The sequence below is a fragment of the Arthrobacter sp. SDR-2R genome, assembly GCF_057747955.1.
Genome location: NZ_CM173231.1, coordinates 3,271,028 through 3,284,629, shown reverse-complemented (window position 1 = coordinate 3,284,629; position 13,602 = coordinate 3,271,028). Strand labels below are relative to the sequence as shown.

At 67.1% G+C, this 13,602-nt stretch carries 14 protein-coding genes; 8 read left to right on the top strand and 6 right to left on the bottom strand.

The window, feature by feature from the left end; genetic code table 11:
- The first annotated feature begins 36 nt into the window (after positions 1–36).
- A complete protein-coding gene (locus AC3ANU_RS15145) occupies positions 37–1,353 on the top strand; it encodes an MFS transporter (protein WP_488314806.1) in 1,317 nt (438 codons plus the stop codon).
- Between the two features lie 114 nt (positions 1,354–1,467).
- Here the strand turns inward: AC3ANU_RS15145 and AC3ANU_RS15140 are convergent, their stop codons facing one another.
- Positions 1,468–1,854, bottom strand: coding sequence for a DUF1844 domain-containing protein (locus tag AC3ANU_RS15140; RefSeq protein WP_018771577.1), 387 nt, complete (start codon positions 1,852–1,854; stop codon positions 1,468–1,470).
- Between the two features lie 401 nt (positions 1,855–2,255).
- Between AC3ANU_RS15140 and infC the strand changes: the two genes are divergently transcribed.
- The 4 genes from infC to AC3ANU_RS15120 all read left to right on the top strand — a co-directional run bounded on the left by infC (position 2,256) and on the right by AC3ANU_RS15120 (position 5,097).
- On the top strand, positions 2,256–3,278 hold the full coding sequence (gene infC, locus AC3ANU_RS15135; protein WP_488314805.1) for a translation initiation factor IF-3: 1,023 nt from the start codon (positions 2,256–2,258) through the stop codon (positions 3,276–3,278).
- A gap of 117 nt (positions 3,279–3,395) precedes the next feature.
- On the top strand, positions 3,396–3,590 hold the full coding sequence (gene rpmI, locus AC3ANU_RS15130; RefSeq protein WP_018771575.1) for a 50S ribosomal protein L35: 195 nt from the start codon (positions 3,396–3,398) through the stop codon (positions 3,588–3,590).
- A 118-nt stretch (positions 3,591–3,708) separates the two neighbouring features.
- Positions 3,709–4,098 (top strand): 50S ribosomal protein L20, encoded by a 390-nt coding sequence (gene rplT, locus AC3ANU_RS15125; RefSeq protein ID WP_018771574.1) that lies wholly within the window; start codon positions 3,709–3,711, stop codon positions 4,096–4,098.
- A gap of 72 nt (positions 4,099–4,170) precedes the next feature.
- Entirely contained in the window at positions 4,171–5,097 is a 927-nt protein-coding gene (locus AC3ANU_RS15120; protein WP_488314804.1) for a TrmH family RNA methyltransferase, read from the top strand.
- Positions 5,098–5,199: 102 nt separating this feature from the next.
- Here the strand turns inward: AC3ANU_RS15120 and AC3ANU_RS15115 are convergent, their stop codons facing one another.
- A complete protein-coding gene (locus AC3ANU_RS15115) occupies positions 5,200–5,475 on the bottom strand; it encodes a GlsB/YeaQ/YmgE family stress response membrane protein (RefSeq protein WP_018771572.1) in 276 nt (91 codons plus the stop codon).
- Between the two features lie 148 nt (positions 5,476–5,623).
- Positions 5,624–6,832, bottom strand: coding sequence for an MFS transporter (locus AC3ANU_RS15110; protein WP_056390891.1), 1,209 nt, complete (start codon positions 6,830–6,832; stop codon positions 5,624–5,626).
- A gap of 174 nt (positions 6,833–7,006) precedes the next feature.
- Between AC3ANU_RS15110 and AC3ANU_RS15105 the strand changes: the two genes are divergently transcribed.
- Complete coding sequence (locus AC3ANU_RS15105) at positions 7,007–7,453, top strand: (deoxy)nucleoside triphosphate pyrophosphohydrolase (protein WP_056390889.1); 447 nt, start codon at positions 7,007–7,009, stop codon at positions 7,451–7,453.
- On the opposite strand, the gene AC3ANU_RS15100 is transcribed toward AC3ANU_RS15105, so the two are convergent.
- The 3 genes from AC3ANU_RS15100 to AC3ANU_RS15090 all read right to left on the bottom strand — a co-directional run bounded on the left by AC3ANU_RS15100 (position 7,450) and on the right by AC3ANU_RS15090 (position 9,759).
- Entirely contained in the window at positions 7,450–8,556 is a 1,107-nt protein-coding gene (locus AC3ANU_RS15100; protein WP_018771569.1) for an Rv2578c family radical SAM protein, read from the bottom strand. The two genes, AC3ANU_RS15105 and AC3ANU_RS15100, sit on opposite strands and share 4 nt — an antisense overlap.
- 94 nt (positions 8,557–8,650) lie before the next feature.
- Complete coding sequence (locus tag AC3ANU_RS15095; protein WP_488314803.1) at positions 8,651–9,307, bottom strand: SIMPL domain-containing protein; 657 nt, start codon at positions 9,305–9,307, stop codon at positions 8,651–8,653.
- Positions 9,307–9,759 (bottom strand): hypothetical protein, encoded by a 453-nt coding sequence (locus tag AC3ANU_RS15090; RefSeq protein WP_268002894.1) that lies wholly within the window; start codon positions 9,757–9,759, stop codon positions 9,307–9,309. The genes AC3ANU_RS15095 and AC3ANU_RS15090 overlap by 1 nt, the downstream gene beginning before the upstream one ends.
- 201 nt (positions 9,760–9,960) lie before the next feature.
- Between AC3ANU_RS15090 and pheS the strand changes: the two genes are divergently transcribed.
- Positions 9,961–11,022 carry a phenylalanine--tRNA ligase subunit alpha gene (pheS, locus tag AC3ANU_RS15085; protein WP_144600331.1) on the top strand — a complete coding sequence of 354 codons (1,062 nt, stop codon included), beginning with the start codon at positions 9,961–9,963 and terminating at the stop codon, positions 11,020–11,022.
- A 2-nt stretch (positions 11,023–11,024) separates the two neighbouring features.
- A complete protein-coding gene (gene pheT, locus AC3ANU_RS15080) occupies positions 11,025–13,568 on the top strand; it encodes a phenylalanine--tRNA ligase subunit beta (protein ID WP_488314802.1) in 2,544 nt (847 codons plus the stop codon).
- Positions 13,569–13,602: the final 34 nt, after the last annotated feature.

Here is a 13,602-nt window from a genome sequence, read left to right as displayed (position 1 = left end):
CCGCCAGTGCTGCGGCATACCCTGAAGGACCGTTTCGTGAATTTCGCTCTCTACCGGGAGTTGCTCGCCGTCCGGCCAATCCGCCGGCTGCTGCTGGTTGGCATGATCGCCCGCATCCCGCACTCAGCGGCCGGGGTGCTCCTGACCCTGCACATCGTCCTCACCCTTGGCCAGGGCTATGCCGCGGCCGGCGCCGCCGCAGCGGTCATGACCATCGGTATTGCCCTGGGCGCCCCGTGGCGCGGCAGGCGCGTTGACACCGTAGGGTTGCGGACCGCACTCATCCCGTCCGTGATCTCGGAGACGCTGATCTGGTCTGTGGTGCCGCACGTGTCCTACCAGTGGCTCCTCCCACTGGTCTTCGTGGGCGGCCTGCTCACGCTGCCAATTTTCAGCGTGGTCCGGCAGTCCCTGGGCGTCCTGGCGGAGGGCGACCAGCGCCGCACCGCGTTCGCCCTGGACGCCATCACCACCGAAATGGTATTCATGATCGGGCCGGCCGCCGGCGCCGTGGTGGCCACCAGTGGATTTACCGTTGCCGGGTTGACCGTGGTGGGCGTGGCCACGTCCCTGGCAGGGCTGTCCCTCATGTGGTTCAACCCGCCCACCCGCAGCCCGGCGCAAACCGCCGAATGCGCCGGGGATGAGCAACATGCCGCGGAAGCCGCCGTGGTCGCCACCGCTCCGGCCCACGTCCAGGAAGCCGCCGCGGAACTGTCACCGGCCGGGACGGCCAGCCGTGCGGCAGAGGGACTGCGCGGAAGGCTGGCGGGCGGCTTCGCGTGGTTCACCGCAACGGTCGCGGCACTCTTTGCCGTTGCCGCCGGCGCCGGCATGGTCCTGAGCGGTACCGACGTTGGCATCGTTGCGGCGCTGGAAACCGGAGGCCGCCAGAGCGAGATCGGCATCGTGTTCGTCTTCTGGTGCGCCGCCTCGGTGGTGGGCGGACTCATCTACGGCGCCATGCACCGGCCCATCCCGCCTGTCATCCTGCTGCTGGGAATGGCGGCGCTGACGCTGCCCATGGCCTTCGCCCACGACACCTGGACGCTGGCACTGGTTTCCATCCTGCCCGGCCTGCTCTGCGCCCCCGTCCTCTCCGCAGCCTCCGAAACGGTCGCGGACCTGGTGTCGGAGGAACGGCGCGGGGAGGCGATGGGCTGGTACGGCTCAGCCCTGACCGCTGGTGTTGCCCTCGGCTCGCCGCTGGCCGGCATCTTCATCGACCTCATGGGACCGTCCGGGGGTTTCGTTTCGGTTGGCGCCGCCGGCGTCGTGCTGTGCCTGGTGGGCCTGGCCCTCCAGCAGCGCCGCCGAAAAGCCGCCGCCCGATATTTCCGTCCGCCGCGCTGAACGGCAGGTACGGAGTGGCCGGTCAAGCCCCGGGTGCTTTGCCTGGAAACGACGACGGCGGGACGACCTTGAAAGGCCGTCCCGCCGTCGGACGCTGCTTGGGTGGGTTCTTCCTTAGTTCACTGCGCCGGTGTACTTTTCGCCCGGGCCCTTGCCCGGTGCATCCGGAATCAGCGACTCTTCACGGAACGCCAGCTGGAGGGACCGCAGCCCATCGCGCAACGGTCCGGCGTGCTGCGAGCCGATTTCGGGGGCAGCTGCCGTCACCAGGCCGGCCAGGGCGGTGATCAGCTTCCGGGCCTCGTCCAGGTCCTTCAGCTCGGCCGCGTTGTCTTCTGCGGCCAGGCCAAGCTTTACCGCGGCTGCGCTCATGAGGTGCACGGCGGCCGTGGTGATGACCTCGATGGCGGGGACTTCCGAGATGTCCCGGATCTGTTGTGAAACGTCTGCGCCTGCGTCACCGGGCTCGAAGACGTACGAATTACTGTCTGAGGTGCTCATACTGGTAAGCTTGACACAGACCGACTGGATGTCGTTATTTCAGGGATTGTCCCAAACGATCAGGTTCCCAACAGCGCTTTTGCGGCGTTGACGGGAATTTTTTCTGTAGAATGGCTTCCAGTTTGCAAGCGGAGTTCTCTCCCACCCGCGTCAGCCGCTGTCCCAGGCGTTCCTTTGGAACCTGCAGGGGACGTAAGGTTGCCGGGTATCTGGTTGGGCATGGACCGGCACACGCCGGGACTGTGTGCGTGCAGCCCTGACGGGGTTGCCGAGCCAACCTATCTGAGGCCTTCGATTGCTCCGGCAATTGGGGGCCTTCTCTATTTGCCGGACTCAACAACAAACACAGGAGCTTTAACATTAGCGAGCCAAGAATCAATGAGCGTATCCGCGTCCCCGAGGTGCGGCTGGTCGGCCCTGCAGGTGAACAGGTAGGAATCGTCCGTATTGAGGATGCCCTGCGACTGGCTGCCGAGTCCGACCTTGATCTCGTTGAAGTTGCACCTCAGGCGAAGCCTCCGGTGTGCAAGCTGATGGACTTCGGCAAGTACAAGTACGAGGCCGCGGTCAAGGCACGTGAGGCCCGGAAGAACCAGACGAACACTGTTCTGAAGGAAATCCGTTTCCGGTTGAAGATCGACACCCACGACTACGAGACCAAGCGCGGCCACGCCCTGCGCTTCCTCGGTGCCGGGGACAAGGTCAAGGCCATGATCCAGTTCCGTGGCCGTGAGCAGCAGCGTCCGGAGATGGGCATCCGCCTGCTCCAGCGCTTCGCGGACGACGTCGCCGAAGTTGGCGTGGTGGAGTCCAGCCCCCGCATTGACGGCCGCAACATGGTCATGGTGGTTGGGCCGCTGAAGAACAAGGCTGAAGCCAAGGCTGAGGCACGGCGCGCCACGCAGCGGGCCGAGGCCAAGGCCCAGAACGAAGCCAAGGCTTCCGGACGCGTTGACACGTCCGGCGAGGACCAGGCCCCCTTGACGCAGTCACTGGCGGACCTGCTGCCCGAAGGTTTCACCGTCTCCACGGAGCCGGAGGCTGTGGCCGAGGACAACGCCCCCGCCGAGGCGCCCGCTGTTGAGGCACCTGAGCAGGAAGCTCCGAAGCAGGAAGCCCCCAAGGCTGCTGCGCCGAAGCAGGAAGCTCCGAAGCAGGAAGCCCCCAAGGCTGCTGCGCCGAAGCAGGAAGCGCCGAAGCAGGAAGCTCCGAAGCAGGAAGCCCCCAAGGCTGCTGCGCCGAAGGCCGCTCCGGCTCCCAGGCCTGCAGCTGCCGCCAAGCCGGAAGCCGCCGCGCCGGCGGCACCGAGACCGGCCGCTGTGCCTGCACCACCCAAGCCGGTGGCCAGGCCTGCTGCGCCGAAGCCTGCTGCGCGCCCTGCCCCCAAGGCAGCGCCGAAGCCGGCCGGCAAGAAGACCAACTAGTTCACAGCTGCCGGGGTACGCCTCCGGCAGTCAGCAACCAGCATGCTGCCCGCAGGGGTGGCTGCGCGATAGAACTGCGGCCCCCGGGCCTGCAGAAACGTAAGGAGATCGGTTCCCATGCCGAAGATGAAGACCCACAGTGGTGCTAAGAAGCGCTTCAAGCTGACCGGCAGCGGCAAGCTGCGCCGCCAGCAGGCCAACCGCCGCCACTACCTGGAGCACAAGTCCTCCCGCCTGACCCGCCGCCTTGCCGGCGACCGGATCGTCTTCAAGGGCGACGCCAAGGTCATCCGGAAGATGCTCGGCATCTAATTTCCAAGTTCTATGAGGGGCCGCCGCCTGGCGGTCCGTCACCTGCCAAACAGCATTCTCAGGCCGCCGGTTCACCGGCAGTAGATGCTTGGGATCAGATTTTCGAAGGAGTACGCACGTGGCACGTGTGAAGAGGGCGGTCAACGCCCACAAGAAGCGCCGGGTTGTTCTTGAACGCGCAAAGGGTTACCGCGGACAGCGTTCGCGCCTGTACCGCAAGGCCAAGGAGCAGCTGCTGCACTCGTTTGTGTACAGCTACGGCGACCGCAAGAAGAAGAAGGGCGACTTCCGCCGCCTGTGGATCCAGCGCATCAACGCTGCGTCCCGCGCCAACGGCCTCACCTACAACCGCCTCATCCAGGGCCTGAAGGCCGCCGAGGTCGAGGTTGACCGCCGTATGCTGGCCGAGCTTGCCGTCTCTGACGCCAACGCCTTCGCCGCGCTGGTCCAGGTGGCCAAGGACTCCCTTCCGGCAGACACCTCCGCCAAGAAGGCAGCCGCAGCCTAGGCAAGCAGCTTCCGCCCCTCGCCTGAGGGGCCCGTTCAGGAACTGGTGGCAGCAGCTACTACAGTTTTCTGTATGAACGAAACCGGGCGCCCGCAAGACCTTCCACTTTCCAACCCCCGAGCTGATCGGGTCAGGGATGTGGCAAAGCTTGCAGGGCGCCCGGCCCGTTTAAAGCGCGGGCAGTTTCTGGCCGAGGGCCCGCAGGCCGTCCGTGAGGCACTCAAGCTCCACCAGCAGCGCCTTGCGGCGGGAGGTCCCGGAGTAGTGACTGAGGTCTTCGCCAGCGAAAGCTGCCTTGACCGTTTTCCCGAATTTGAAGAGCTCTCCGAGGGCACCAGCGCACGGCTGGCCACGGATGAGGTCCTGGCAGCCATGGCGGACACCGTCAACCCGCAGGGGATAGTGGCGGTCTGCAGGTTTGTGGACGTGGCTCTGGCGGACGTGCTCGACGCCGGGCCCCGCCTGATTGCCGTGCTGTGCCAGGTGCGGGACCCGGGGAACGCGGGAACGGTCCTGCGTGCGGCCGATTCCGCCGGTGCCGACGCCGTGGTGTTCACGACGTCCAGCGTGGACATCTACAACCCCAAGGCCGTCCGGTCCACCGCAGGTTCGCTGTTCCACCTTCCGGTGGTGCTGGCCGCCGATCCCGCGGAACTCGCTGCAGCCTGCAAGGCCCGCGGCATCGGCATCCTTGCCGCCGACGGCTACGGGCAGCTGGACCTTGATGTCCTGCAGGACGAGAACGCCCGGCGCCGGCTCACCGGAACAGGGCCGGAGTCTGTGTACGACCTCGCCGTTCCCACGGCCTGGTTCTTTGGGAACGAGGCGCAGGGACTCTCCGCGGAGGAGCTGGAACTGGCCGACCACCGGGTGGCCGTTCCTGTCTACGGCGCCGCCGAGAGCCTCAACCTTGGGACGGCGGCCACGGTATGCCTCTACGCCAGCGCCCGCTCCCAGCGCCGTGCGGCAGCTGCAGTGGGGCAGGAACAGGCCGGATAGGGACGCGCCACGGCCGGGAACTTCGGGGAAAGGCCAGGGACCTTCTAAAAAAAGAAAGGCCCCGGAAGTCCGGGGCCGATGGGGTGTTGGTAGACAGAGTGATCAGGGTGCGCGGGTTGCTTTTCCGCGTCCGGTGACTGCTCCGTAGATGCCGGCGACAAGCAGGCCGCCGACGATAGCGAGAATCCAGGTGCCGAGGTCGAAGAAGGCAAGATCGCCCTTGTTGAACAGGAGGCTGCCAATCCAGCCGCCAACAATGGCACCGACGACACCGAGGATGAGGCTGGTGACCCAGCCGCCGCCGACCCGTCCGGGCATAACGGCCTTAACGATGGCCCCGACTATGAGGCCCAAAATAATCCAAGCAAGAAAACCCATGTCTCCTCCTTATTGTGACCGGGATTAATAGTCCCGATGAGGCTCAAGCTAACATAAGCCCCCTGCAAAGTCAGTAGCTCGGGTGACGGCGTTGCTGCATCGTTAGGACAGCGCGGGCCCCCGTTTTCGGGGCTCCGTGCGCATAACCTCAGGCAGCCAGCGGCCTCTTGCGTTCGAGCAGGCCGCTGAGGAGCGCGACGCCGAAACCAAGGACGGCGAGGACGGCGCCGACCAGCGCCGGGGCAACAAAGCCCCACCCGAGGGCGATGACAAGGCCGCCGAGGAAGGCTCCCAGCGCGTTGGCGACGTTCAGCGCGGCATGGTTGAGGGAGGATGCCAGCGATGGGGCATCCGGCGAGGCGTCCAGCAGCCGGGTCTGCAGAGCGGGGATGAGCATGGAACCGGAAGCTCCCACCACAAACACCATGACCATGGCGCTCCACTGCCAGTGCGCCGCCACCGCATAGACCACCAGAGCCACGGCGATGGCAGGGAGGACCCGGTACAGGGTGCCCATGACGGATTTGTCAGCGAGCCTGCCGCCGACGACGTTCCCGGCCACCATGCCAAGACCGTAGAGCGCCACCACAAGGGGGATCAGGGTGGAGGGGATGCCGGCCACGGAGGTCATGGTGTGGGCGATGTAGGTATAGGTGGCGAAGAAGCCGCCGAAACCCACGATGCCCACCAGGAGTGCCAGCCATACCTGGAGCCGTTTGAGGGCCCCGAGCTCGCGCCGGATGCTCGCGTCGGGGTGGGCGTGCTGGAAGGGGACGAATTTCCACACCATGGCCAGTGCCAGCAGGCCGATGGCACCGACCAGGACAAACAGCAGGCGCCAGCCGAAGGTCTGTCCCAGCCAGGTGGCGAACGGTACTCCCACGACGTTGGAGACGCTGAGCCCGGCCATGACCATGGAGATGGCCCAACCGCGCCGTGTGGGCGGAACGAGGGAAGCCGCGATGACGGCTGCAACGCCGAAGAACGCTCCGTGCGGCAGGCCGGCGGCAAAGCGGGACACCAGCATCCAGCCGTAGTCGGGGGCAACGAATGACGCCAGGTTGGCCACGGTAAAGAACAGCAGCAGCCCCAGCGCCAGTTTCTTGCGGGGGAGCCTGGCGCCGACGGCGGCCAGCAGCGGAGCGCCTACCACTACCCCCAGCGCATAGGCGGAGATCAGGTTGCCGGCCTGCGGAGTGGTAATTGCCAGGCCCTGCTCCACTTCCTTGAGCAGGCCCATCATGGTGAACTCGGTGACGCCGATGCCTACGCCGCCCATGGCCAGGGCGAAAATCGCCATGCCGATGTTGGGGGTCGTGCTGCGGGTTGCCGTGGACGGGGAAAGAACGCTGCTCATATTCCTGCTTCTTGAAACGTGGGACTCGCAAGGGACGGATGCCACGGCAGTGGGGCAGGACGGTCCGGACAGTGTGGCAAACCCCGGCTGGGCAGGACGTATTCCCGGCAGGAACTGTTCCTAAGGCGGGAATGCTGTTCCCGGACACTCCATTGTGGCCCATAGAATGACCCGGTGACTGGACTGATTCAGGTTGTGGGCGGAGCTGTGGTGGACCGGCTGGCCAATCCGGCGGCCCTGTTGGTGGCACGGCGAAGCGCGCCGGAGCACCTGGCGGGGCTGTGGGAGTTCCCCGGCGGCAAGGTGGAGCCCGGGGAGGAACCCGAAACGGCGCTGGTGAGGGAGCTGGCTGAGGAACTGGGAATCGGCGTGCGCCTGGGACTGGAACTTCATGCGGAAACACCGGCTGGCTGGCCCCTCAATGACCGGGCCAGTATGAGGGTGTGGTTCGCTGAGGTGACCCACGGCGAACCATTGCCCCTTGAAGACCATGACGAACTGCGCTGGGTGGACCTGCGGGACCGGGAAGCTGTCCTCACCTTGCCGTGGATCCCCGCCGACTATCCGATTGTCCATGCGCTGCTGGAATCCGTGGGATCGTCGCTGGGCCGGAGCCGCTAGAAAAGCGCGTCCTGCTGCGAGGGCCGGGACGAAGAAGGGACGCCGGGGGGCCCGGCATTCGTGCCGGCCGGAATGCTTCCTGCCGGGTACTGCGCTTCCTCGGCACGGGGATCGTCCAGGTCCCGGTGGCTGAAGCCGGACGAATGCGAAAACCCATGGCGTGCCTTGAAATAGCGGACCCTGCCGGCCAGCCAGGTGCGGTACTCCTTGGAGGCGTAGGAACCCGTCCCGTACAGACGCCGGTAGCGGCCGGCCAATTCGGGGTGGTGTTTGGCAATCCACTGCATGAACCACTCCCGGGTGCCAGGTTTCAGGTAGAGGGCGCCGGCCGTAACGCCGGTGGCCCCGGCAGTGGCCAGGGAAGCGAAGAGGGAATCAAGTGCTTCGTCGCTGTCCGACAACCACGGCAGGATGGGCATGGCCATGACGCCGCATGGCAGTCCGGCCTCACGTAAGCGGGAGACGAGTTTCAGCCGGGCCCTGGGTCCTGGGGTACCGGGTTCGATGGCCTCCGAGAGGGCCTCGTCCGTCATGGCCAGGGAAATGCCCAGCCCCACGGGCACCTGCGTGGCAGCCCTTTTGAGCAACGGGATGTCCCGCGCCAACAGCGTTCCCTTGGTGAGGATGGACAGGGGAGTGCCGGATTCCGCCAAGGCGGCAATGATGCCGGGCATGAGCCGGTACCGGCCCTCGGCCCGCTGGTAGGGGTCCGTATTGGTACCCAGCGCCACCTGCTGGCGTGTCCAGGATGCCTTGTTCAGTTCCTTGCGGAGGACCTCCGCGGCATTCACCTTCACCACCACCTGGCTGTCAAAGTCCATCCCGGCGTCGAAATCCAGGTAGGTGTGGGACTTGCGGGCGAAGCAATAGACACAGGCATGGCTGCAGCCGCGGTAGGGATTGACGGTCCATTCGAAAGGCATCTTTGACCCCGCCGGGACCCTGTTGAGCACCGATTTGGCGGTGACCTCGTGGAACGTGATGCCGGCGAACTCGGGGGTGGTGACGGAACGCACCAGTCCTGCCAGCGGAAGCAGCGCCGGAGCAGCGGCACCCGCGGTGTCAGGCGTATCGGGTACCAGTGCCTGCGCTTCCCATCTCATGGCTCCATTCGAAAACATGTTCGAATGGAAGTCAAGGCGCCGCGCGCTGATACCAGCCGGTCGCCCAGAGGTACCGGCCTGGTGGAAGGGCGGCCTACTGCTCCAAGGCCCACGTGGCGGTCACGGTTGCCTCCACCCGGTTTGCGCCCGGTTCCACCGTCATGCCCTCCGGGGCAGAGGCCCGCTGCATGCCCGCCAGGGGAACCGGGCCCGGCGACGGGCGCTGGTCCGTCACGGACAACACCGGTCCCAGGCGGGCGGAGGCCAACGCTGCGTACTGTCCGGCAGTGCGGAGTGCGTCGTGCCAGGCGGCTTCCCGGGCCTCAGCCCGGACGGCGGTGTCGTCCGAAAGGACCAATTGCAGGTTGTTCAGCCGGGCGGAATCCCCGGCCGCGTCGACGGCCGCGGAAATGGTGGCGGACGCGGTGGCGATGTCCCTGAGCCGGACCGTGACGCTGCTGGCCGCCACGTACCCCACGAACTTCTGGCCCTCGCCGTCCCGCCAGGCGAGGTCGGCACGGACGCTCATCCCCGCCGAGCGGATATCGGCCGGTGCAACACCGTGGCCGCGGAGGACCGAGCCCGTCATGGCCAGGCCTTCCGCGGCCGCCGCATACGCCTCCTCCACCGATCCGGCACGGCACTCGACGCCCACCGAAACCAGCATCAGGTCAGGGGGTGCCTCCGCCCATCCCGTGCCCGTGGCGGTGACTGTTCGCGCATCCCCGTGCGCGGGGGCCTCCGGGCCCATCACGCGCGCCTCGACGCAGTGGGCGGGTAGCCGCCGGCCGCCAGCCCGGCCCGGCGCTCAAAGATGTTGCCCGTTGCCGGATTTCCGGTGCGCAGCACCGACCAGCCGGCTGCTGCCAGGTACAGGGGGATGAAGGGCAACCCGAGGCACCACGCGTACTGGGTGCAGTGCCCTTCCTCGTGTCCCAGGAGTGCGGGCCGGGACAGCAGCCCACCGGCCGTGCTCCGGCACAGCACGACGTTCCCGATGGTGTAGGCGTGCGCGAACGGCAACCGCCAGCGGTAGCCTGCGGCAATGATCAGGCCGCGGGGGCCCCGGCTGATCTGCGTCCGGGCGGCGAGCGCGACGGCGAGCCCGGCCAGGGTGCTCCCGTTCAGGAGGTTCGCTGCCCGCCTGAGCCGTTGGGCCGTCGTCGGGCCGTGAAAAGTACCCGCGCGCTGCCGCAAAGTCATGAGGCCATGGTAGCCGGAGGGTTCAACTAGACTGGAGGGCAGTGGCCGCCGGTCCTGCCGGCGAGCCCTGACCTGGTCATTGAATGACACTGACGTTCAGCGCATTCATCCATGACCTGCCAGCGACGGACGCGCCGGGCGGGAAACCGCCAACGGCTGCCCCGGCCGCCGGCAGCCACGACTCGTAGCTAAGAACAGTAGATGACTGAAACTTTGCCGGGCGCCGCCATCCCGAACCCCACGGATGAGGCCGCCATCAACGCCGCTGTAGATCAGGCCATCACCGCCATCGCCGGTGCGGCCACCCTTGACGAGCTGAAGGCGGTGCGCCTTGCCCACAGCGGCGAGAAGTCCCCGCTGAGCCTAGCCAACCGTGAGATTGGCCGCCTGCCCAAGGACCAGAAGGCGCTCGCCGGGAAGCTGATGGGCGCCTCCCGCGGCCGGGTCAACAAGGCGCTCGCCGACCGCACGGCGGTACTGGAAGCCGAGAACGACGCCAGGATCCTGGTCGAGGAAACTGTGGACGTCACCGCCGCTCCGCGCCGCCGTCATGCAGGTGCCCGCCACCCGCTCTCCACGCTGCAGGACCGCGTGGCGGACATCTTCGTGGGCATGGGCTGGGAAATCGCCGAAGGCCCCGAGGTGGAATCCGAGTGGTTCAACTTCGACGCCCTGAACTTCAAGCCGGACCACCCTGCCCGCGAAATGCAGGACACCTTCTTCGTGGAACCGCCTGAAGCCCACCTGCTGATGCGGACCCACACCTCCCCGGTGCAGGTCCGGTCCATGCTGGAACGCGAGGTTCCCATCTACGTGCTGTGCCCGGGCAAAGTGTTCCGCACGGATGAACTGGACGCCACCCACACCCCGGTGTTCCACCAGTTCGAGGGCCTGGCCATCGACAGGAACCTCAGCATGGCGGACCTGCGCGGCACCCTTGAGCACTTCGCCCGGCAGATGTTCGGCGATGAAGCCCAGATCCGGCTGCGCCCCAACTACTTCCCGTTCACGGAGCCGTCCGCCGAACTGGACATCTTCCATCCCGGGGCCAAGGGCGGCCCGGCGTGGATCGAGTGGGGCGGCTGCGGCATGGTCAACCCCAACGTCCTGCGCGCCGCCGGCATCGACCCGGACGTCTATTCAGGTTTTGCCTTCGGCATGGGCATCGAGCGCACCCTCATGTTCCGCAACGAGGTGGGGGACATGCGCGACATGATCGAAGGCGATGTACGGTTCAGCGAGCACTTCGGGATGGAGATCTAACAGTGCGTATCCCACTTTCCTGGCTGCGTGAATTCGCGGCCGTACCGGCCGATGCAACGGCCGAAGACGTCATGGCCGAACTGGTCAAGGTGGGCTTCGAGGAAGAAGCGGTCCACCGCCCCACGGACACGCTGAGGGGCCCTGTCGTGGTGGGCCAGGTCCTGAGCCTGGTCAAGGAACCCCAGACCAACGGCAAGACCATCAACTGGTGCCAGGTCCGCGTTGTCCCCGAGGGGCAGGAGCAGACCCTCACCGGGGACGGCATTGACCCCTCCGGCGTCCAGGGCATCATCTGCGGCGCCCACAACTTCGTTGAGGGCGACAAAGTGGTGGTCACGCTTCCGGGTGCCGTGCTGCCCGGCGACTTCCACATTTCGGCCCGCAAGACCTACGGCCACCTGTCCGCCGGCATGATCGCCTCAGTCCGCGAACTGGGCATCGGCGAGGACCACGACGGCATCCTGGTGCTGTCCCGCATCGGGCTGGACCCGGAAGTGGGCACCGACGCCATGGAACTGCTGGGCCTCTATGACCAGGCCGCGGAAATTAACGTCACCCCGGACCGCGGGTACGCCTTCTCCATCCGCGGGGTTGCCCGCGAGTACGCCCACGCCACCGGCACCGCCTTCACGGACCCTGCCGCGAGGGTCAACGCCCCGGCAGAGCTGTCCGGGGGTTACGGCGTCAAACTCAACGACGACGCCCCCATTTACGGCAAGCCCGGCTGCGACCGCTTCGTGGCACGCACTGTGCGCGGCGTTGACGCTACCCGCCCCACCCCGCCGTGGATGGTGTCCCGGCTCCGGCTGGCAGGCATCCGCTCCATCTCCCTGCCGGTGGACATCTCCAATTACGTCATGCTCGAGCTGGGCCAGCCCACGCACTGCTACGACCTGGACAAGCTGTCCGGCGACATCGTGGTGCGGCGTGCCTCCGCAGGCGAGAAGATCACCACCCTGGACGGCAAGGAGCGCACCCTTGACGCCGAGGACCTGCTGATCACCGACAATTCGGGCGCCATCGGCATCGCGGGCGTCATGGGCGGCGCCGCCACTGAGGTGAGTGACTCGACGTCGAACGTCCTGGTGGAAGCAGCGCACTTCGACGAGGTGTCCATTGGGCGGTCGCGTCGCCGGCACAAGCTGCCCTCCGAGGCGTCCAAGCGCTTCGAGCGCGGGGTTGACTGGCAGGTGGCGGGCGTCGCCGCCCAGCGCGTGGTGGACCTCCTGGTGGAACTGGCCGGCGGCACCGCCGACGAACCCGGAACCGACGTGGGCACGGCTCCGGAAACCATCACCATCGGGCTGCCCGCCGGCTTCGCCGCTGCCCGCATCGGCGTCGACTTCACCGAAGAGCAGATCGTCACCTCCCTTGAGGACCTGGGCGCCGTCGTGGAGAAGAACGACGGCGGCTGGAGCGTTACGCCGCCCACGTGGCGCAGCGACCTGGAGACCAAGGAAGACCTGACCGAGGAAATCGCACGGCTGGTGGGCTACGACAAGATCCCGGCCACCTTGCCGGTGGCCCCTCCGGGGCGCGGACTCACCCGGATCCAGCAGCAGCGCCGGCGCCTGATCCAGTCGCTGGCCGACGCCGGCCTGACCGAGGTGCTGTCCTACCCGTTCGTGTCCAAGGCCGCCAACGACACCTTTGGCGTCGCCGAGCAGGGTGCCCAGCGGAGCGCGGTCAAGCTGGCCAACCCCATCAGCGAGGAACAGGGCTACCTGCGCACGTCCATCCTGCCGGGGCTGATCGAGGTGGCCAAGCGCAACCACTCGCGCGGCTTCCGCGACCTCGCCCTGTTCGAATCGGGCCTGGTGTTCCTTCCCGCCGGGACCGTGGGCACTGCCTCCATCCCGCCGCTGGGCGCCAAGCCCGCCGACGAGGTGCTCGACGCACTGTACGACGGCGTCCCGGACCAGCCGTTCCATGTGGCCGCCATCCTCACCGGCCACGATTCCCCGGCTGCTGCCGGCCATACTCCGCGGACGTGGGACTGGGCCGACGCGCTGGATGTTGCCCGCCTTGCGGGCGACGTCCTCGGCGTCGACCTTGTGGTCACGCAGGGCAGCCACCAGGCGTTCCATCCCGGCCGCACCGCCCGGCTCGCACTGCGGACGGGAGAGACCGTGGGGTACGCGGGCGAACTGCACCCCAAGCTGCTGGCGGCCTCGGACATGCCGGCCCGTTCGGTGGCACTTGAACTCAATGCCGACGCCCTGTTTGAGGCGGCACCGGATGTGATCGTGGCCCGCCACATCTCCACGTTCCCGGTGGCGACGCAGGACGTTGCACTCGTTGTTCCCGCCGACGTGCCCGCGGACGAGGTCCTTGGTGCGCTGCGTGAAGGCGCCGGTGAGCTGCTGGAGGACGTCGCGCTGTTCGATGTCTACGCAGGCAAGGGCATCGAGGAGGGCAAGAAGTCGCTGGCCTTCGGCCTCCGCTTCCGCGCCGCTGACCGCACCCTCACCGCTGACGAAGCCTCGGCCGCGCGTGAGCAGGCAGTTGCCCTGGCCGCGGAACGGTTCGGAGCCGTCCAGCGCTAAGCAGGACAAACCCGTGAACCACGGAAGTCCCCGC